This window comes from Caballeronia sp. NK8, from assembly GCF_018408855.1.
Taxonomy (GTDB): domain Bacteria; phylum Pseudomonadota; class Gammaproteobacteria; order Burkholderiales; family Burkholderiaceae; genus Caballeronia.
Genome location: NZ_AP024324.1, coordinates 430,608 through 449,193, shown reverse-complemented (window position 1 = coordinate 449,193; position 18,586 = coordinate 430,608). Strand labels below are relative to the sequence as shown.

Genomic DNA, 18,586 nt, shown 5'->3' with positions numbered 1-18,586 from the left:
GCGCGCAGTCGACTTTGACCGGCGGCATGCCGCCGGTCAAAGTCACGCCCTGCGCGGGCGGCTCTGACCTCGACTGACGGAAGGTCGTCGTCTCTCACATTAGTGAAAACTTATGAGTCGGTTATAAATGCTAAATAGCGCAAATATTTCAGGGGCCTTATAGTTTTGCTCTCGAAGTCGTCAATAGCGCTCATACCTCTGGCGACACACGCATTCAGCGACTCTGGGAGACAGCAAATGGCAATCGACGCGATCGTGGCGAACATGGACTCCGTCTGGACCGCAGGCGGCAAGGACACGAAACAGGCGGCGCACGTGCATGACGCCTCCCTCAAACGCTTCCTGCAGACCATGCGTGACGACGGCTATCCGCTTGCGCTGGTGAGCGACCTCGATGCCGCGCGCCTGAACGACGCCATCGCCGACAAGCTCGGCGACGAAGGTGTTACGTACTTCTCATCGATTCTGTCATCGGGTGCAAGCGAGTCGCGCTATGCGATGGCGCTTCATACGCTCGCGACGCCTGCGCATCGCGTCGTCGCGGTGAGCGCCGGGGAGGGCGGTTTCGAAGAGGCGCGCAGTTCGGGCATCACGCAGTGCGTCGCCCTGCGCGATGCACTGCGCCACGCGTCGGCGCCCTTCAGTCGCGCATATTCGTACGATCGTTAGAGCTCACTTGAAAATGTCTGGCGTTTGCCGACATCACACGATCGGACTGTTGTTCGCGCCCATCGCGTGAGGCGAACACGCGCGCGAATTCGACTTCGAGCAACCTGAACCTGCGCATAAAATTCGACACAAGCCGGAAATCGATGTCTTGCACGCTCATTGGCACGCCCTATGCAGAAGACCGGGTGGCGACTTTCACGCCATTCACTTTATTTTTGCCAGGAGACCAGCCATGACTACGCTGACCATCAACGATCTGCCGCGCACCGACACCCTGCATCGCGATGCGATGTCCTCCATTCGCGGCGGCATCGCCACGATCACCCTGCCGCCGAACGGCAACCCCGGTCCATTGCCGCCGTCCATTCCGGCGTCGTTGCCCGGCCTCGCCGCGATCCTGAAGGATCTGCACATTCCGGTATCGTGGCCTGGGCAACCGGTTCCTCAGGCGCAAGACCCGCGTCTGCTCTGAACGCGAAACGACATCGGACAGCGATGCATCAGACGGTGCATCGCGATCTCGTTTCAGGCTCCGGCGCTTTTGCGTCGACAAGCGTCATGCAGTCAATCGCCGGGCAGGTACACAGTGCTTCCCGACTTCGCGGCGACATGCACGGCCGTAGTTGCTTCGAGCGTGCGCAGTCCGTCGAGCGCCGAGCAGATCGGTGCCTCAGTACCATCGACCACCGCCCGGAAATGACGAAGCTGCTCGGTGTAGGGGCAGCCGGCATGGGGCGCGGTGCGTTCCCGCGTCAACGGGTCATGCCATCCTTTACCGCTGCGGTATTCCCACAGTTCGAGCCGCGGAAGCGTCAGTGAAGCGTCTGTACCGCAGAGGTAGTGGGAATTGACGTCCTGACGCGGGAAGCGTTCGACTTCTCCTGCAGCGAGGTCGTAGTTCCACGGTGCCGCGACGGTATCGCTTACGCTGACCGTCGCGAGCGCTCCGTTGCGAAACTTCAGCACGACTGCCGCGGTGTCTTCAACTTCGAATCCACGCGTCTCATTCGATGTGACCGCCTGAAGGCTCTCGAGGTCGCCGAAGAGATGACGAAGCAAATCGATATCGTGGATCAGATTGATGAGGATCGGGCCGCCGCCTTCCGTGCGTCGCCACGAGGTATTGAAGTAGTCATCGGGCTTGAGCCAGGTGCACAGGGCCGTTGCGCTCACAGGCTTTCCGAGGCGCCCCGATGCGACGATCTCGCGCGCACGGCGCACGATCGGATTGTGTCGCCGCTGGTGGCCCACGAGCACCGGGATCCGGAACTCGCGGGAAGCGTCGCTGATGCGCTTTGCGTCCTCGACCGTATGCGCGATCGGCTTCTCCACGATCACCGCAACGCCGCGCTCGATGCAATCGAGCGCGATGCGCGCATGCGTGGCGTTGGGCGTCGCGATGACCACGCCTTTCGGCTTCACGGTATCGAGCATCGCCCGGTAGTCCGCAAACCACGGTACGTTGAAGGACGCAGCCATTTGTTTGGCCGCATCGGTCGGATCGGCGATTGCCGCGAGTGATACTTCGTCATGCCTGGCGGCCAGGTCGATATGTACCTTGCCGATCAATCCAGCGCCGATCACGGCTACGGGCATTTTGCTCATGATTGAGATTTTCAGGTTCGTTGGAAAACAGGGACGCGCTCAGGCCGACCGCTGCTCGTCAAGCAGGCTTTGCTCGATCACTTGCTTCGATGCCTTGAACGCCAGCGCGAGCCGTTCGGCGGCCTTGAGCGCCGCGAACGGCATTTCGGCGCTGATGAGCGTATGGGACGGTAGTGAACGCATTAGCCCCGCGAGCGGCAACGCACCCTGGCCGGGCGGCAGGCGGCCCTCGCGCGCCTCCCGGATGATCGCGTCGTCGCCCACCGGCGAGACCGCTGGCGCGTCGCAAATCTGGACTGCGTGCAGGTACGCGGCCGGGAGTTCACTCACATCGGCAGGCGTGCCTCCGGAGCGCATCAGATGCAATGCATCGACCAGAATCGAGCCGTTCGGCCTTTCGGCGGCGTCGAGCACGCGTCGCGCGTCGCCGAGGGTGCCGACATGCCGCCAGCGCATGAACTCGAGATCGATCCGCAAGCCGAAGCCCGCGGCGAGGTCGCACAGCGCCACGAAGTTTGCGACGAGGCGCGAAAAGTCGCTGTCGTCACCGGACACGGTCACGGTCTGCGCGCCCAGTCCCGCTGCCGCTTCGAACATCGCTTCGTAAGAGGAGACGACGATCTCCGGCAGAATCGGGATGAACTCGACCTCGCGAACGGTCATGCCGTGATCGTCGAGCAAGCGGGCGAGCCGGCGATGTTCAGCGCTGCCGGCCTTCAGCGGATAGTGGATTGCGCCCGGCGCCACGGGACTGGTGCGCAGTCCGACTGCGGTGAAGCCTGCTCTCGCGCTCTCCATCACGAGTTCGGACGGATTCAGTTCCAGCGCGGTGAGGTGCGCTACGCCGATTCGAAATGCGTTCATTGATTGACATCCTTGCTTTCGAAAGAAGAGGCTTCGAGTTCGATGCGCTTGATGTCGCCGACCACGAAGAGGTAGCAGAACGCGCCCACCAGGGTGATGGCGGAGACGAACGCCAGCGCATACACGAACGATCCGGTGGCGTTGACGATCAGCCCGATGACGAGCGGCGTCACGATTCCGGAAGCATTCGCGAACAGGTTGAAGATGCCGCCGCTCAGGCCGAGCAGTCCTTTCGGCGCGATATCGGAGACGATCATCCACGCCAGCGCCGAGAGTCCCTGCGAAAAGTACGCGACGCACAGAATGGCGATCACCGCTTCCGTCGAGTCGACGAAGTTCGCGAGGACAATGGTCGATCCGGTGAGGAGGCCCGCCGTCACAGGCAGCTTGCGGGCCCAGTTGAGCGACATGCCTCGACGAAGCATCGCGTCGGAAATCCAGCCGCCCGCGAGCGTGCCGACGGAAGCCGCGATAAAGGGCAGCACGGCGAGTATCCCGACCTTGAGCCAGGGCATATGGCGTTCCGTCACCAGATAGGTCGGAAACCACGTGAGAAAGAAAACGTTGGTCGCATTGCTCGCGAACTGTGCGATGCAGATGCCGAGCATGCGGCGCTCTTTCAGGATCGCGACGAGGTGCGACCACTGAAAGCGCACATGGATGCGGCCGCTACTCACCACGCCGCCGCCGGCTTCGATATGTTGCAGTTCCGCGCGATTCGCACGGCTGGACTCATGCGGTTCCCTGAAGCGCGCGAGCCAGATCCAGCCGAAAACGATCCCCACAGCGCCCACGATTCCGAACAGCGCGCGCCATCCGTAACGGTGCTCGAGCCAGAAGAGAAGCGGGCTGAGGAATGCCAGCCCCGCGTATTCCGCGAACGTGTAGACGCCTGTCGCGCGTGCCCGCTCGCTCTGTGGAAACCAGGTGGCGACGACCCGGCTGTTGGTCGGAAAGCAGGGCGCTTCGGCCATGCCCACCAGGAGGCGCAGGATCAGCAGCGTGACGAAGCCCAGCGCCAGCCCTTGCAGGCCGGTGAAGAGCGACCACAGCGTCAGGGCGAAGAAATACGTCCATTTGGTGCCGATGCGGTCGAGCAGAATGCCGCCCGGAATCTGCGAAGCCGTATAGGTCCACGAGAACGCCGAGAAGATGACACCCATCGTCGCGGGAGTCAGTCCGAGGTCGTGGCTCATGTTCGGCGCGGCGATGCCAGCGACGCTGCGGTCGAGATAGTTGATCATCGTGCCGACTGCGAGCAATCCGAGAATGCCGAAGCGAGCGCGCGTGCGGCGCGCGGTCGCGGACGCCGCGTCGCCAGCCTGAACGCCTGATGCGTATTTCATCGTTGTCTCCACTGTTGTGAAAGTCCGCCTCGAAGGCAGCATCTGAGGCGATTCTATAGACAACACTTTGGATATCAACGGAGCTTTCGTTGTTTCATCATTCACACTTCGTTTAGAATCGGTGTATGGATATCGACGACCTGAAAGTCTTTTGCATCGCGGCGCGGCGGGCGAGTTTTGCCGCCGTGGCAAAAGAGCTTGGCACCACGCCGGCGCACGTCAGCAAGCGGATTGCGATTCTCGAAGCGACGCTTGCAGTGCGGCTGTTTCATCGCACCACGCGGCGTGTCGCGATCACCGCAGATGGCGAGATCGCCTATCAATGGGCGCGAAGGATTCTGGAAGACGTGACGTCGATGACGGAGACTTTGCAAAGCACGCGCAGCGAACTCTCCGGACTGCTGCGCATCAGCACGAGCCTGCGTCTGGGCCGGCTGCATGTCGCGCCGATCCTTTCGAGTCTGGGCAATCAGTATCCGAAGCTCGATGTCTGGCTGGAGCTGCTCGACCGGCGCACCGATCTCATCAACGAGAATATCGACATCGACATTCGCTTCGGGGATCCGACGCAGCCGCAGCTGATAGCGCATCGCCTCGCCAGCAACCGCCGCTTGCTGGTTGCCGCGCCGGACTACCTGAGCCGGCACGGCGCTCCGGCTTCGCTGGCCGAACTCGCGGAACACGAATGCCTGCTGTACCGGGAGCGTGAGCAGGCGTTCGGCACCTGGCGTCTCGAGGGGCCGAAGGGCTTCGAATCCGTGAAAGTGACGAGCCGCTTCGGATCGAACATGAGCGACGTAGTCCGAAACTGGTGTCTCGACGGGAAAGGCATCTGTTTGCTGTCGGTATGGGATATTGCCGATGCGATTCGCAGCGGACAGGCGGTGCGCGTCCTGGCGCAGTACTCGGAGCCCGCCGACATCTGGGCGGTCCTGAGCAGCAGGTCAGCGAATTCTGCGAAGGTGAGGGTGTGCCTCGAGTTCCTGAAAGATCAATTCAGTTGTGGTCCTTTTGCGCTCGATATGAATCCGGAAGTCGAGCATTGACCTCTTCAAGTTAGTGCGCGCGATCGTCGATATTTAGCGGGCATTCTTTGAGGCGGCGCCGCGTGAAGGGGGGAGAGTGGTGGCGCTTTTGCGTCTTGGGGCGATCGCGTGCATGTGTGGAGCTTGTTCATGCTAGGTTGGGTTGGCTATCTGACTTGTATCTTTGGGGCCTGCACCGGCGTTGTCGTCGCCGACTTCAAATCGCTGATGCAGTATTAAACTGCGCCCCGGGATTTCCGCTGCCGATAGTTACTGTTTTGCCGGACCAGGTTGTCTTGATATTGCATTTTCTGTTTGATTAGTCAGTTCGGCAAGACGCCACTCGACTGCCCATCGCCTTCGCGGGAAAGGGGCAACGCCCCGAAATCGGAGGTAGGCTGTGCTCAGCGTCGGAGTCCTTCGCTGAGTTCGGCGATCTGACTTTGCAGCGCGCCGAGAAAGACGCTCACCCTGTTTGGAACGTATCGCCTGCTCGGCATCACCGCCCAGACCGACAAGTCCTCCATCGCCGCATCCTCCAAATGAATCTGCACCAGCGAGTTGTCGGCTAATTGCCGGAAGACGTCCCAATACGTCAACTGCGCGAGTCCGAGCCCTTGCACGGCAGCGGTTCGCGCCGCTTCGACACTGGTCGTGGTGAAACAAGCATCCACGCGCTTGCGAGTCAGCGCTCCGTCGACGACAAGCGGCCACCGTCGCACGGTACTCAGTCGGATACAGGCGTGATTGTCCAGGTCGGCAACCGTCGAAGGTCGTCCGTGTTTCTTCAGATAGGACGGCGCGGCGCAAACGAGGCGAGGATTGGGAGCGATCTTCTTCGCCACCAGCTCGGAGTCCTCCAACGGCGCAATCCGCAAGGCCACGTCGAGGCCCTGCCCGACGATATCCACCTGACGATCCGAAAGATCGAGGTCGATGCGAAGCTCCGGATTGGCTTCAAGCAAACTCGCAAGCATGGGCAGCACGACGGATTGTCCGAACCCGCTTGGCGCCGTCAAACGAAGCACACCCGACGCCTTTCCCTCCGACGGGCTGAGCTCGGCGCGCGCGCCGGATTCCGCATCCACCATCGCCGTGGCAAATGGGACGAACGCTTCACCTTCGGCAGTCAGCGTGAGCGATCGGGTCGTCCGATGAAAAAGACGCACGCCGAGATCTTCTTCCAGCACGGCGATGCGACGCGATACCTGCATGGGGACGACGTCGAGCTGGCGCGCCGCAGCGGAAAGACTGCCCGCCGACGCAACCGCGAGGAAGGTTCGAACGTCTGGAAGGAACATGGTTTATATCCGATAACGTTACGGCGGCTTCACCATTCGACGTCTGTTTTCCCGCCCTCCCAACGCCTAGGATGAAGTCACTTTCCTTCCTTGAAGAGCCGCGAAATGAACGACTTCACCTCGCAGATCCTTACCCCGTACGCCGGCAACGGCATTGCAGTGCGCAACCGCATCGCAGTCGCCCCGATGACGCGCATCACGGCCACCGAATACGGCCATCCGACACAGACGATGTTCGACTACTACGGTCGGTTCGCGAAAGGCGGCTTCGGCCTCGTAACGACAGAAGGTATCTATACCGACAAGGCGTTTTCGCAAGGATACCGTTTTCAGCCTGGCCTGGCCGATGACGAACAGGCGCGCGCATGGGCAGCCTTCAATCGCGACATGCAGGCACATGGCGCACGCGTATTCGCGCAACTGATGCACGCAGGCGCGCTGAGTCAGGGCAATGTTTATCGCAAGCACACGGTGGCGCCATCGGCCGTTCGGCCCAAAGGCGAACAGATGGCGTTCTATTACGGCGATGGACCGTATCCCGAGCCCAGGCAGATGACGGATGCCGAGATCGATGAAGCGATCCGGGGCTTCGTGCAGGCGGCGCAGCGCGCGGTGAATATCGGGGGATTCAACGGTGTGGAAATTCACGGCGCGAATGGCTATCTGCTCGACCAGTTTCTGGGCGCACACACGAATCTCAGAAACGACCGTTGGGGTGGCAGCACGAGGGCGCGAGTACAACTGCTCGTCGATGTCGTGAAGTCGGTCCGGCTCGGCGTCGGCAATGCAGTGCCGGTCGGCATCCGCATCTCGCAGGGCAAGGTCAACGACTTCGCGTCGAAGTGGCCCGGCGGCGAGGCGGACGCAGAAGTGATCTTCGGCACGCTCGCCGACGCAGGCGTGAACTTCATCCACGTGACCGAGCACGAAGCGTGGCAGCCCGCATTCGAAGGCACGCGCGACAGCTTCATCGCGCTGGCGCGCCGCTACGCGCCGGAGGTGACGATCATCGCGAATGGCGGCTTGCATACGGCCGACCGTATCGCCCATGCGCTCGGGTCCGGCGCGGACATCGTGACGGTCGGACGCGGCGCGCTCGCCAATCCCGATTTGCCGATGATTCTCGCGAGCGGGCGCGAACCGAGGCAGTTCGATAGCTCGATACTGCAACCCATCGCCAGCATCAAGGACGACGAGTTAGCGATGCAGTTCTCCGCCTGAACGCGATTGTGAGCGCGGGCGCGTATCCTCAGTCCTCTACACGCGCCTGCTGCGTCTCCACGTTCGAGCGCCGCCAGTGCGCCGGCGTCATGTCGAAGTGCTGACTGAACGCACGCCTGAAGGCCGCCACGGATTGATAGCCGACGGTCTCGGCCACCACTTCGGTCGATACGCCTGGCCTCTTCAGCTCATTTGCCGCCAGCGCCATTCGGACGCTGGTCAGCAGATCGATGGGTGAACGTCCCACCTTGTTCTGAAAATGACGGATCAATGTTGCGCGCGACATGCTGCATAGACTCGCCAGTTCCGGCAGGGTCCAGTCACGCGCAGGATCGTTGAAGATCGCGACGAGCGCGGGCGACAGACGCGAATGTCCCGCGAGCGTCAACAGACCGGCGGGCGCTTCGTCGGACTCCGCGCTCGCACGCAACGCCAGCGCGAAAAGCGCCGCCGACAGCGCGTTCATCATCGCGTAGCCGCCGAGATTGCCGGCGATCGATTCCGTGCGCATCAGCGCGACGAGACCATTCAACTGTTCCAGCGCCGCGTCCTGTCCGCTGCCCTTCGCTGTCGACGTACGGACTACGAGCCGCGCCGGCAGATACGCACGAACGAAGCGGTCATGCGGCGGCGCCAGGATGATCCGTCCGCACAGCATGTCCAGACGCTCGCCGGCGCCCTTGTTTTCGCTGATGATCAGGTTGAGCGCCGCGCGTTGCCGGGCAGGCTTCGGCCGCGCCCCGCTGCCATCGCGAAGCGTATGCGCCGAACCGTGTGTGAGCATCACGATGTCCCCCGCGCGCAGATGTTGCGGCTTGCCGCCGCCGGGCGTCTCCAGCACGGCCGATCCGCCGAGCACGATGTGATACGGCATCTCGCCCGCGTCTGAATCGGCGTAGATCACTTCCCACGGCGCGCCGTACGAACAGCGAAGCTCAAGCTGACCGCGCACGGTCATCATGCCGAGCAGGCGGCTCAGCCAATCAATCGACATCGACATGCTTACCTCGAATGACACGATGAGACTTTTGAGCATGATATTGAGAATTTAGCGACTCAACAAGCTCATCCGGCAACTCTAAAGTGGAGGCTCCTAACCACCACCGAACGAGGTCCACCATGAGTCGCATCGCCATTCCCGCCGTCGCCAACGCCACCGGCGACACCGCCGACGTCTACGCACGCGTTCGCAAGATCGCGGGCGGCAGCGTGCCGAATCTGTTCGCGGCGCTCGGCCATCTCGCGCCCGCGACGTTGAACGCCGCGCTCGACGCCGAAGGCGCGCTGGCCGCCAGCAGCCTGAGCAAGCAGGATCTGGAAACCATCAAGCTGCTGGTCAGCGAGCAGACGGGTTGCGACTACTGCGTAGCCGCGCACGTGATGCTGGGCAAGATGACCGGTCTGACGCCGGAAGCGCTCAGACAGATTCGCGCCGGCCAGCCGACCGGTGATCCCAGGCGCGATGCGCTGATCCGCTTCGTGCGGCTTTTGCAGACGACGCGCGGCACGATTGGCGCTGACGAACTCGCCGCCATTCGCGCGGCAGGCTATCGCGATACGCAACTGGCGGAGATATCGCTGGCGATTGCCATGACGATCTTCACCAACACGTTCAATCGCATCAACGACACCGACGTCGATTTTCCGCCCGTCGAGTAATGCAGACACTCGCGAGCGGATCCGTCCGCTCCACATCGATTCATCCGTTAGCTGATTGGGAGAAGGTCATGTCTCAGATCGAACAGTTCGATACGTTGATTCTTGGCAGTGGCCAGGGCGGCAAGCTTCTGGCGTGGCATCTGGCGCGCTCGGGGCAGCGCGTGGCCGTGGTCGAGCGGCAGTGGGTAGGCGGCTCGTGTCCCGCTGTCGCGTGTCTGCCGAGCAAGAATGAAATCTGGAGCGCGCGCGTGGCGCATCTGACGCGGCATGCCGCCGATTTCGGGGTAGCGACGGGACACGTACTCGTTGATATGGCGAAGGTTCGCGATCGCAAACGCGGCATGGTCGAACGGGAAGCCGCGTTTCACGTACAGGCGTATGCATCGAGCGGCGCCGAGCTGATCATGGGCGTCGGACGGTTCGTCGGGCCGAAGACCATCGAGGTGCAGTTCAATGACGGCGGCACCCGCACGCTTCGCGGCGATCAGGTCGTGGTCAACGTCGGCACGCATGCCGCGATTCCGGACGTGCCGGGCCTGGCGTCGGCCGATCCGTTGACGCACATCGGCGCGCTGGATCTCGATCGCGCGCCATCGCATCTGATCGTGATGGGCGGCGGCTATATCGGCGTAGAGATGGCGCAGGCGTATCGGCGCTTCGGCAGCCGCGTGACGATCATCGAGCGCGGTGCCCGGCTGATGGCCCGCGAAGATGCGGACATAGGCGACGAAATGCTGCGCATACTTCGCGCGGAAGAGATCGACGTCGTGCTGGACGCGCAGACGATCCGTGTCGAAGGGCACTCGGGTACGCAGGTGCGCGTCGCCGTGCGCACGCCTTCGGGCGAGCAGACCATCGAGGGCAGCGACATTCTGGTCGCGGCCGGGCGCATTCCGAACACGGTCGATATCGGTTTGGAGCGGGCAGGCATCGAGCTGGATGAGCGCGGCTATATCCGCGTGAACGATCGGCTGCAAACGTCGGCGCGCGATGTGTGGGCAATTGGCGAGGTCGCGGGAAGCCCGCAATTCACGCATGTTTCCGTCGATGACTTCCGCATCGTGCGCGACAACATGGCGGGCGGACATCGCAGCACCGGCGACCGGCTGATTCCATACACGCTGTTCACCGATCCGCCGCTCGCGCGCGTCGGCCTGAGCGAAACCGATGCACGGCGCGAGGGCATCGCCGCGCGCATCGCGACGCTACCGATGAGCAGTGTGCTGCGAACAGAAGCGACTGACGAAACGCAGGGCTTCATGAAGGTGCTCGTCAGCGCGGAAGACGACCGCATTCTCGGCTTCACGATGATCGGCTCGGAAGCGGGAGAAGTGCTGGCGGCGGTGCAGACGGCGATGATCGCAGAACTTCCTTATCCGAAGCTCCGGGATGCCGTGATTTCCCATTTGACTATTGCCGAAGGTCTCGGACCACTGCTATCCAGGTTGCCTGAGCGCGCCGTGTAGTAGTGGCGCGCGGTAGCTCGGGAGTCTGAGCTACCGCGCCTCGTGCGAAGCATGTTGTCTTCTTTTCGCGTTCCGTGCGTGCGGAACGTGCCCGCTGTAATTGAGGTTGGGCGCGCTCCGCGCCGCTTGGCAAGCGGCAGCGGTGCGGGGGATTCGGACGCTCGAGCAACGCGGTGTGTGTAAGCAGGGAAGTCACCGGATCGTGCGGACCACGCGGACCGGCCGACGCGAGCATCTCGGCCTTTGAGGACGTTGAAGCCGGCTGCGGTCTACGGCTTCAGCCCGACGCATTGCTGATCTTGGCGACATCGCCCGAACGGACTGCAACCGACTGCATCCGCGAACTCACACTCACGACCCTCTCCGGTCACACGCGTTGCTATCGCTCGAAGACCGCTTCCAACGGTGCAAACGGTCACTCGTGCTGTCACGTCGGCGGCCCCGCGCGGTCCATGGCCACCGTTCGTCGGATATCAATTTTAGGGGTGCAAAACCACTGATGAACCCGCAAAGCTCCTGCGCAGTGCAGTTCGATCGCATCGCCTGCCGGTCGCCCCGAATTCGCCGGACTGAATGCTATTTGAGGGAGAAAACTGGTCCGGTAAGACCTAAACTGATATCCAATGCCGCCAGTTCGCGATACTGGCCAGCGCCCGAGGCGAAGCCTCAATTGGCGCGGCGAGTACATCGGCTGCCGCAGCCCTTGGAGGAAAATGTCCATGAAGAAACTAATACTACTGGCATGCGTAATGCTTTCCACGAATGCGTTTGCAGAATGTGCGACGAACGCCCGTGGCGAGACGGTCTGCGGCAACGGACAGACGGCCGGCGGCTATAACCGGAACACAGGTACGGGCTGGACGTCACAGACGAACCAGAATGGTGTGCATACGACGCAAACCAATCGGGGCGGAGAAGCTCAGACGAAGAACGGCAAAGGCGTGGTTCACGGCCCCGGCGGACAAACCTGCTACCGGACCGCCAACAGCCACGGTTGCAACTGACGACCGTTAAGCACGGATTGTCACATTCAAATCAATGGGCCGCTGCGAGTAACGAAACGTCGATGGATCGACGATTGGAGTGACGCCCCGAAGGACTTCACTCATCAGCGACGCTGGTCAGGAGCATCCGACGGCCCGCTGTCAGCGGCAAGCCTGACGCTCAGCTGTCCGCGAGTGGGTTGAGGCGGATCACCGGACCTGTACGGTCCCCGAAGGTCGCAGTCCGAGCGCCGAGCATACACGGCGACTCAGCCCGAACTTCCGTGCGCTCGGCATAGAGGTCGACGATGCGCTCGAGATTTCCGAACAAACGGAGATCTAAAAAAGGTCGTGGCCATGGGACAGGCTGTTTGTCGCTGCGGCCACTGTCGCATTTGGGGCATCGCTCCTCTCGGCCACGAAGCGACGTTTGTACGAAGGACGCCGCGGATGGTCAACCGTCGGGGGTCGGCCGGCCAGCGGACACTCGTCTGCCGCATCGATTCACAGCAAAATTGGATTGCCAATCGCCTCCTCGCGGGTTGCCCTCGGGCCTCCTTGCGGTGAAAAAGATGGCGGACGGCGACGACCTCGGGCGCGTTGAGGTTGGACTACCCTCCAACTGGGCGTAGCGGGATCGTGAAGCCAGCGGGCGCCTTGCCGTCGATGTCGACAGGCATCGGGTCCGAGCGCTGGACCGCACGCAACACGGCCTGATCCCACTGCTCGTCGCCGCTCGAGCGTGTGATTGTCGCGGAAAGCAACGTGCCCGACGGCGAGCAGCGCACCGAGACGATCGTTTCAAGCCCGGCGGTTTCGCCGGCCCACACGATATTCGGGCGAACGCGCCGCTGGACCTTTTCCGAGTAGCCAGGACTTGTAGAGTTGGGCCCTGCTGCTGCAGGAATCGGCGGAACACCCTTCCCCTCCACACTTTGAGGCGCCGCTATCTCGGCGCGCGATTTGTCGTCGCCGAACTCCCCTAGCACCTTGATTTCCTTGCCTTCCGGGCTCACCAAGACGTATGGATTCCATGATCCATGGGCTTCCATGTATCGGTGCTGGCTCGTCACTAGGTAGCCCGCGTATTCACCGTGCTGGACAACCGCAAAGCCATTGCCGTTTGTAACAAACCGCTCGCGACCGCCTTGAACCGAAACGGCATGAATCGCTTTCGATGTCGCCCACGCTGCCGTGTTGAAATAGAGCGTCGAGCCATCCGGCGAAAACGTAAGTGAGTTGATGCCAGATAGCTCATTCTCAGGTTGTGCCGAATGCGCTGCTGTAACGATCTTCCTGGACACATGGTCCGAGATGCGAATCACGTAAACGTCGCGCTGAGGCCCGCTACCCGCAATCTTCTTGTTCTCCCGTTCGCCTGGCTGCAGGCGCGTGAAGGCCACCAGATTGCCATCCGGGGAAATCGTCGGGCTCCCGTCGGCCCCTGTCTCCGTGAGCACTTCGGTTGCGCCTGAGGCGTTGCGATAGACAAGGTTGCCGTACTGGACAACGACGGATTGTGCGTCCGCGGCCGCGGCGAACAAGAACGCGATCAGTGCGGCGGCGATTGCTATCAGTTTGAATGGATCGTTCATGATGGCGGTCCTAGCCTTGTTTTGAATTTGTGCCTGGCGCGCGCGGAATTATCTCGTGGAAAACTGCCCACCAAAAGCGTAAAACGCCCTTTCCGTCAGGCGCCTTTTCAATTCAATGAGCATCATGATAATCAGGGTGTAATGAGCGTACTTGGCGCAAAAACGACTTAGCACGAGTTTTCCGACGGCTACCGGCTACCGGGTAGCGATCGGCCAATTTGAAATTTCGACATAATCGCGTGGATTGCTGACAATCGGCACCGACCAGTAACTGGTTAGCCATGTTGTCGCCCGGGCAGGATAATGTCCCGCCGAGCGAAACGGCGACCACGCTGACCGCTGCCTTCGGCGTTCCCTCCGGATGGGGTATGTCGGCGTGCCCACCAGCCTTATCTTTTATCTTCCGGTGCAACACATGGCGCAGAACATCTACGACGATCCCGAGTTCTTCCTGGGCTACAGCCAGATTCCCCGGCAGGTGCATGGACTCGACGGCGCACCCGAATGGCGCGCAATCCAAGCCTTGCTGCCTGATCTAAACGGCAAGCGTGTTGTCGATCTAGGGTGTGGCTTTGGCTGGGCCTCCCGCTGGATGCGGGATCAAGGCGCGATTTCGGTCCTTGGACTCGACCTGTCGAAGAATATGATTGAGCGGGCTAGGGCGAGCACGACGGACGCCGCGATTGAGTATCGTATGGCCGATCTCAACACGTTGGAGCTTGCCGAGAAGGCTTTCGATCTGGCTTACAGCGCGCTGAGTTTCCACTATATCCAGGATTTTGGCCGCCTCATGCGCGTGATTTACCAGGCACTCGTTCCCAATGGGCATTTGGTTTTTACGACCGAACATCCGATCTTTATGGCAGCAACTCATGCGCGCTGGATCAACGATGAAGGGGGCCGCAAAACCTGGCCGGTGAACGGATACTCGGTCGAAGGTGAACGTCGAACAAACTGGTTTGTTGAGGGCGTTCTGAAGTACCACAGAACGCTTGGTACGACGTTGAATGCGCTGATCGACACGGGCTTCGAAATTCGCCGGGTTGAGGAGTTTGCTCCAACACCCGGACAGATAGAGGAGATGCCGCAATTGGTCGAAGAACTGGAGCGCCCCATGATTCTGATGGTGTCTGCCTCCACATAGATGGCACGCATGGGTTCGGGTGGACGGCCGCCGTCAGGCAGTGACCGGCCAGTTTGCGACATTCGGCAGCCAGCAACGTACGACCGTTTTAAGGCCAGTACGGTCACTGGAGTCGCTCAAATTGACGTCTTGTCGATTTTGGGCTGATAGCACGCAACCTCGACCTTTGCCGTCGACTCGCGGACGAGCGTGACTAGGAGCGCCTGTCAATTCGAGTCTGGCCATCGTTATACGCGTCGAGGAACGCATCCGACGCCACGTGATCGGCGAGCGAGCGCAAGCTGGCAGCCGAATCGCGGCCCAATATCTGTTCTACGCGCTGGTTTGCCTTTGCCCAATAGGCGACGGATTCGTGCAGGCGGGCCGTGCCAACGTCCGTCAAAACGGCGCGCTTGGTCCGTCTGTCTTGCTCATCCGTGCGCAATTCCACCAGACCATCCCGGATCAGCGGCCGCAGTGCATGCGTCACAGCCGAAATCTGGATCGCGAGCTTGCCCGCGAGATCCTGCAAGGTAGGCCATTGACGGTCACGAGCAGCCGCGAGCCGTTCGATATCCGCCAATAACCCAACCTGCGTTGCCTTCAGGCCTAACGGCGCAAGCGCATCGTCATACAGATTACCGAGGCGCCGTGCCGCGCGCCTGAGCGACGTATTGGTGCACACCAGATCCTCAAAAAGGCTCCTCTCTTCGCGCGGCGCTCGGCCCACGCCGACTGCGGAGGCAGCCGTTTCATCACGTTTCTTTCCCATGACGTAAGGATGGTTGAGTACAGCACTGTTGACAAGTACCAATGATATCGCTATAAACTTGAGCCCTCAATCAAATAATTGAGCACTCAACTTAATTTAGCGGAGAAATGCATGTCCACTTCCAGGAAAACCGCCGTCGTGACCGGCGCATCCTCGGGTATCGGCGCTGTCTATGCTGACCGTCTGGCCGCGCGCGGCTACGACCTCATCCTGGTCGCGCGGCGTGCCGACCGCCTCGCCGCGTTGTCGAGCAAGCTGTCCGAGACGCACGGCGCCAAAGTTCGGGTTCTTGTCGCCGACCTCGAGAAGGACGCGGACATCGCCAGTGTCGAAGCGGTGCTTGCGAACGATGCCAGCGTGCATGTGCTCGTCAACAATGCGGACTTCGCCCGGCTGCGCCCGCTCGCGCAGTCGTCGTTGAACGATTCGTCGTCGCAGGTGGCGCTGAACATTACGTCGCTGACGCGACTCACACACGCCGTGCTGCCTGGATTTCTGTCGCGCAACGACGGGGTGATCATCAACATCGCTTCGGTGCTGGCTGTCCACTCGTTGCCGGTGAGCTCGGTTTATAGCGGTACGAAGGCTTATGTGCTGGCTTTTACGCGCGGTCTTCAGGATGAACTGGCGAAGACTGGCGTGAAGGTGCAGGTTGTGCTGCCCGCGTCGACCGCGACTGAAATCTGGTCGGAAGGCGTATCCGGCGTGCCGCTGTCCGCGCTTCGACCAGAGACCGTGATGAGCGCGGAAGACATGGTCGACTCTGCGCTGGCCGGTCTCGACAACGGAGAAGCGGTCACCTGGCCGTCGGTCGCCGACGAAAGCCTGTGGGCGAAGTACGATGCGGCGCGCGCCGCGTTGTTCGCGGCGACGCAGACGGGTACGCCTGCACCGCGCTATCGAAAGGCTTGACCGATACTGACGGCAGATCCTGTTCGCGTAAGCATTCGCGAGGATCTGCCGAAAGATTGCGAATGGCAGTGACTCGTTACGAGACCATGTTGCCGCCAGACCAGGCAGTCCACCTGTCCATATCTGCTGCCCGTATTCATGTGGATGATGGGACGAACTGGCTTTCTGCAAAAGAGGATATCGATGACGCTCAATGGAAAAGTCGCCTTGATCACCGGTGGCAATAGCGGGATCGGCTTGGCTACGGCTCGCCGGTTTATTGCCGAGGGTGCGAAGGTCGCTATAACCGGCAGGAATGCATCGACGCTTGCACAGGCGAGAAGCGAACTGGGCGAGCATCTGTCGACGTACGAGCTCGACGTAAGCGACGCGGCAGCCATCGAGCCTGTCGTTAATCAGATCGCAAAGGATTTAGGTGCGGTCGACATCGTATTCGTGAACGCCGGTGCGGCAGGGATGACGCCGTTGGGCGGGACGACGCCAGCCGTGTTCCAGGCCTTGATTGCCACGAACCTGACCAGTGTTTTCTTCACCGTGCAGGCGTGTATTCCGCACCTCAAGACAGGCGCGTCGGTGATCTTGAATGGGTCGGTGCATGCTGTGCAAGGAGTGCCGGGCTGGTCTGCCTATGCCGCAGCGAAGGGTGCTGTTCGCTCACTCACCCGTGTCATGGCGGCCGAATTGGCCCCTAAGGGTATTCGGGTGAATCAGGTGACGCCGGGCGCCACTCGCACACCCATCTGGGATGTCGTTGCAACGTCACAGGAGGCAATGCATTCGCTCGAAGCAAAACTCAAGCAGAAGATTCCGCTGAACCGCCTTGGTGAGCCGGACGAAGTTGCCGACGCAGTGCTCTTTCTGGCGTCGAGCGCATCGTCCAACATCACCGCGCAGGAGATTGTGCTGGATGGTGGCGCGACGGGCGCTCCTCAGGGGGCGCCGATCTACCGCGCCTGATTGGTGATGTATTTGCGATATGACCTGATTGCCGCGCTGGCGAAAGACCGATCTGATCTCTCGCCGACCATCAAACTTGCTGCGTGCAGGCCCTTCGTGAGCCTGCTTCCCGCAGCCCTGAAAGCCCGGGCGACGCCGTCACGATAACGACGCCACCTTGCCGATCCGGGGCGTGACGCGGTTTATCGCGCAACGTGACCCACGTGGTGACCGAGGCGCAGTTCAAAGTCGCCATCCTGCTGCAAACCCTTCTCATACATCTTGCCAATTAACGCTTGCGTTTCCGGCCACGAAGTCGTGCCAATAAAAGCCTGGTTCGACGACCAGCGATCCGCCTCGGTCGGAACACCCGCGCGCGCGTTGACGAGCTTCTTCGCGAGTTCCAGGGCGCGCTTTTCGAAGCTAGCGACGCGGCGGGCGAAATTGTCGACAAAGGCGTCCAATTCCACATCAGGGATCGAACGATTCACCCAGCCGTACTTTTCGGCGGTGTCGGCATCGAAATCGTCAGCGCCGCAAATGATCTCCAGCGCGCGCGACCGGCCAGCAAGCGCGGCAAGCCATTCTGTCGCGCCGCCGCCCGGGACCACAGCAACGCCGACCTCGACCTGTGCGAGCACGGCTTTTTCCTTCGACGCGAAACGCATGTCGCAGGCCAGCGCCAGTTCAGAGCCGTGGCCGCGGGCACGGCCGCGAAGCTTGGCCACGCTGACCACGCGCGATTGCGCGAGGCGCGTGACGAACTTCGGCCATGCGCTGAATTCAGCTGCACCCGGTTGTTCGGGGACGACTTCGCCGCGTTCGAGATCGTAGTGCGCCACGAAGTAGTCGGGGTTGGCGCTTTCGAACACGACGACCTTCAACTCGCGATCGGCTTCGATCTTATCCATCAAGACATTCAGCTCCGCGAACATTTCCGGATCGTACAGATTGATCGGAGGGTTCTCGATGATGATGCGCCAGTAGGCAGAGGTTTCCGCCTTGATCGTGAGTCGGTTCTGAGTAGAAGTCATGAGGTTCTCCAGGATTCGGGTTGGGCAACGTCGGCGATGGATTCGCCAAATCTGGTTTCGTTATGAGATCGCGTA

General features: G+C 61.4%; 18 protein-coding genes. 10 read left to right on the top strand and 8 right to left on the bottom strand.

Annotation, left to right across the window (positions count from 1 at the left end; translation table 11 throughout):
* Positions 1 to 237 precede the first annotated feature (237 nt).
* Entirely contained in the window at positions 238 to 669 is a 432-nt protein-coding gene (locus tag NK8_RS23700) for a hypothetical protein (protein ID WP_213230527.1), read from the top strand.
* Between the two features lie 232 nt (positions 670 to 901).
* Positions 902 to 1,141, top strand: coding sequence for a hypothetical protein (locus NK8_RS23695; RefSeq protein WP_061176365.1), 240 nt, complete (start codon positions 902 to 904; stop codon positions 1,139 to 1,141).
* Positions 1,142 to 1,233: 92 nt separating this feature from the next.
* Here the strand turns inward: NK8_RS23695 and NK8_RS23690 are convergent, their stop codons facing one another.
* The 3 genes from NK8_RS23690 to NK8_RS23680 are packed head-to-tail and all read right to left on the bottom strand — an operon-like array spanning position 1,234 to position 4,484.
* Entirely contained in the window at positions 1,234 to 2,274 is a 1,041-nt protein-coding gene (locus tag NK8_RS23690; protein WP_213230525.1) for a Gfo/Idh/MocA family protein, read from the bottom strand.
* Positions 2,275 to 2,313: 39 nt separating this feature from the next.
* Complete coding sequence (locus tag NK8_RS23685) at positions 2,314 to 3,138, bottom strand: sugar phosphate isomerase/epimerase (RefSeq protein WP_213230523.1); 825 nt, start codon at positions 3,136 to 3,138, stop codon at positions 2,314 to 2,316.
* Positions 3,135 to 4,484, bottom strand: coding sequence for an MFS transporter (locus tag NK8_RS23680; protein ID WP_213230521.1), 1,350 nt, complete (start codon positions 4,482 to 4,484; stop codon positions 3,135 to 3,137). The genes NK8_RS23685 and NK8_RS23680 overlap by 4 nt, the downstream gene beginning before the upstream one ends.
* Positions 4,485 to 4,609: 125 nt before the next feature.
* Here NK8_RS23680 and NK8_RS23675 point away from each other — a divergent pair, with 125 nt between their 5' ends.
* Positions 4,610 to 5,530, top strand: a complete 921-nt coding sequence (locus NK8_RS23675; RefSeq protein ID WP_162068514.1) for a LysR family transcriptional regulator — start codon at positions 4,610 to 4,612, stop codon at positions 5,528 to 5,530.
* A 383-nt stretch (positions 5,531 to 5,913) separates the two neighbouring features.
* Here the strand turns inward: NK8_RS23675 and NK8_RS23670 are convergent, their stop codons facing one another.
* Positions 5,914 to 6,810 (bottom strand): LysR family transcriptional regulator, encoded by an 897-nt coding sequence (locus tag NK8_RS23670; protein WP_213230520.1) that lies wholly within the window; start codon positions 6,808 to 6,810, stop codon positions 5,914 to 5,916.
* Between the two features lie 105 nt (positions 6,811 to 6,915).
* On the opposite strand from NK8_RS23670, the gene NK8_RS23665 reads away from it, so the two are divergent.
* Complete coding sequence (locus tag NK8_RS23665) at positions 6,916 to 8,031, top strand: NADH:flavin oxidoreductase (protein WP_213230518.1); 1,116 nt, start codon at positions 6,916 to 6,918, stop codon at positions 8,029 to 8,031.
* A gap of 28 nt (positions 8,032 to 8,059) precedes the next feature.
* Here NK8_RS23665 and NK8_RS23660 read toward each other — a convergent pair whose 3' ends face one another.
* Positions 8,060 to 9,031 (bottom strand): AraC family transcriptional regulator, encoded by a 972-nt coding sequence (locus tag NK8_RS23660; RefSeq protein ID WP_213230516.1) that lies wholly within the window; start codon positions 9,029 to 9,031, stop codon positions 8,060 to 8,062.
* A 119-nt stretch (positions 9,032 to 9,150) separates the two neighbouring features.
* On the opposite strand from NK8_RS23660, the gene NK8_RS23655 reads away from it, so the two are divergent.
* The 3 genes from NK8_RS23655 to NK8_RS23645 all read left to right on the top strand — a co-directional run bounded on the left by NK8_RS23655 (position 9,151) and on the right by NK8_RS23645 (position 12,160).
* Complete coding sequence (locus NK8_RS23655) at positions 9,151 to 9,690, top strand: carboxymuconolactone decarboxylase family protein (protein WP_162068508.1); 540 nt, start codon at positions 9,151 to 9,153, stop codon at positions 9,688 to 9,690.
* Between the two features lie 68 nt (positions 9,691 to 9,758).
* The gene (locus NK8_RS23650) at positions 9,759 to 11,156 is read left to right on the top strand and encodes a mercuric reductase (protein ID WP_213230513.1); all 1,398 of its coding nucleotides are present in this window, start codon (positions 9,759 to 9,761) and stop codon (positions 11,154 to 11,156) included.
* 719 nt (positions 11,157 to 11,875) lie between these two features.
* Entirely contained in the window at positions 11,876 to 12,160 is a 285-nt protein-coding gene (locus NK8_RS23645) for a hypothetical protein (protein ID WP_162068506.1), read from the top strand.
* A 590-nt stretch (positions 12,161 to 12,750) separates the two neighbouring features.
* Here the strand turns inward: NK8_RS23645 and NK8_RS23640 are convergent.
* The gene (locus tag NK8_RS23640; RefSeq protein ID WP_213230512.1) at positions 12,751 to 13,734 is read right to left on the bottom strand and encodes a TonB family protein; all 984 of its coding nucleotides are present in this window, start codon (positions 13,732 to 13,734) and stop codon (positions 12,751 to 12,753) included.
* 415 nt (positions 13,735 to 14,149) lie between these two features.
* Here NK8_RS23640 and NK8_RS23635 point away from each other — a divergent pair, with 415 nt between their 5' ends.
* Positions 14,150 to 14,878, top strand: a complete 729-nt coding sequence (locus NK8_RS23635; RefSeq protein WP_213230510.1) for a bifunctional 2-polyprenyl-6-hydroxyphenol methylase/3-demethylubiquinol 3-O-methyltransferase UbiG — start codon at positions 14,150 to 14,152, stop codon at positions 14,876 to 14,878.
* Positions 14,879 to 15,071: 193 nt separating this feature from the next.
* On the opposite strand, the gene NK8_RS23630 is transcribed toward NK8_RS23635, so the two are convergent.
* Positions 15,072 to 15,629: a MarR family winged helix-turn-helix transcriptional regulator gene (locus NK8_RS23630; RefSeq protein ID WP_162068504.1), complete on the bottom strand. Its 558-nt coding sequence runs from the start codon at positions 15,627 to 15,629 to the stop codon at positions 15,072 to 15,074.
* Between the two features lie 111 nt (positions 15,630 to 15,740).
* On the opposite strand from NK8_RS23630, the gene NK8_RS23625 reads away from it, so the two are divergent.
* Entirely contained in the window at positions 15,741 to 16,541 is an 801-nt protein-coding gene (locus NK8_RS23625; RefSeq protein WP_213230508.1) for an SDR family oxidoreductase, read from the top strand.
* A gap of 183 nt (positions 16,542 to 16,724) precedes the next feature.
* Positions 16,725 to 17,498, top strand: coding sequence for an SDR family NAD(P)-dependent oxidoreductase (locus NK8_RS23620; RefSeq protein ID WP_213230506.1), 774 nt, complete (start codon positions 16,725 to 16,727; stop codon positions 17,496 to 17,498).
* Positions 17,499 to 17,680: 182 nt separating this feature from the next.
* Here NK8_RS23620 and NK8_RS23615 read toward each other — a convergent pair whose 3' ends face one another.
* The gene (locus NK8_RS23615) at positions 17,681 to 18,412 is read right to left on the bottom strand and encodes an enoyl-CoA hydratase/isomerase family protein (RefSeq protein ID WP_301549886.1); all 732 of its coding nucleotides are present in this window, start codon (positions 18,410 to 18,412) and stop codon (positions 17,681 to 17,683) included.
* Positions 18,413 to 18,586: the final 174 nt, after the last annotated feature.